At 72.6% G+C, this 1148-nt stretch carries 2 protein-coding genes; both read right to left on the bottom strand.

Features of this window, described 5'->3' with window-relative positions:
• Window positions 1–830 (bottom strand): SDR family NAD(P)-dependent oxidoreductase (locus AC5RV2_RS18230; protein WP_494093498.1); only part of this gene is annotated, 830 nt, incomplete at its 3' end.
• 4 nt (window positions 831–834) lie between these two features.
• Window positions 835–1148 (bottom strand): ADP-ribosylglycohydrolase family protein (locus AC5RV2_RS18225; RefSeq protein ID WP_494093497.1); only part of this gene is annotated, 314 nt, incomplete at its 5' end.

Raw genomic sequence — 1148 nt, 5'->3', positions numbered from 1 at the left:
GCGGTGCGCCCGGTCAGCTGGAACGGTCCGTCCGGCCCCCAGTAGTCGCCGTTGCGGACGTCCTCGCCGGCCGCCGCGTGCACCAGCGGCCGGGCGCCGGCATCCTTGCCCTGCGCCACCAGCCCGAAGAGCACCCGTTGCCAGTCGGCGGCCGGACGCGACAGCTGCAGGCCCGGCCGGTCCGGGGTGAAGTATTTGCGCGCGTACCCGGGATGGGCCACCACGGAAGAGACCGGCGACCCCACCGCGTCCAGCCGGTTCGCCAGCTCGAATCCGAAACTCATCACCGCCAGTTTGGACAGCGCATAGGACCGGTAGCTGGAGTACCGGGCCGGCAGAGCGGCCCGGGAAAAGTCCGGCCGGACCCAGCGGTGGCTGATGCTGCCCACATGCACCACACGGCCGCGGCTGCGGCGCAGCACGGGCATCAGCCCGGCGACGAGTGCGAAGTGGCCCAGGTGGTTGGTGCCGAACTGCAGTTCGAAGCCGTCGGCGGTGAACTGCAGTTCCTGGGAACCGATCACCCCGGCGTTGGCCAGCAGGGCATCGATCCGCCCCCGCTCGGCAAGCTCGCCCGCCGCTTGCCGGACCGAGGCCAGATTGGCAAGATCCAGCTCCTGGAAGTGCACGTCCGCGCCGGGCACCGTGCGGCGGATGGCTTCCATGGCTGCCCGGGCGCGTGCCGGATCACGGGCAGCCATGACCACCGTGGCTCCCGCCGCGGCCAGCTGTTCACTGGCGAAGTAGCCGAGGCCGGCGCTGGCACCGGTCACGAGGATCGTCTTCCCGTCCTGCCGGGGCAGCGCGGGGGCAGTGCGGTCGTGGTGCACGGGCTCAGCCCTGGGTCTGCGCCAGGAAGCGCTCCGCCATGCCGAGGATGACGTCGGGGGCCTCCAGCGCGGCCAGCCATTCGGCGGGGAGCGCCGCCTCGCCGTAATGGGCGCCCAAGAGGTTCCCGGCGAGGCTGGCGGCCGAGTCGCTGTCGCCGTCGTGATTGATGGCCGCGGCGACGGCCCGACGGAAGTGGTGCTCCGCCGTCGTGCTGTCCGCCGTCGCCAAGACGGCGTAGAGGGCGATGGCCAGGGCTTCCTCGGCCACCCGGCCCAGGCCCAGCGTTGCGGTCAGCACGGCCGGCTGCACGGGGCCGC

It is taken from the genome of Arthrobacter sp. Y3225116 (genome assembly GCF_059091245.1).
Note: the sequence above shows the minus strand (reverse complement) of the source record. Positions and strands in the feature narration are given on the sequence as shown.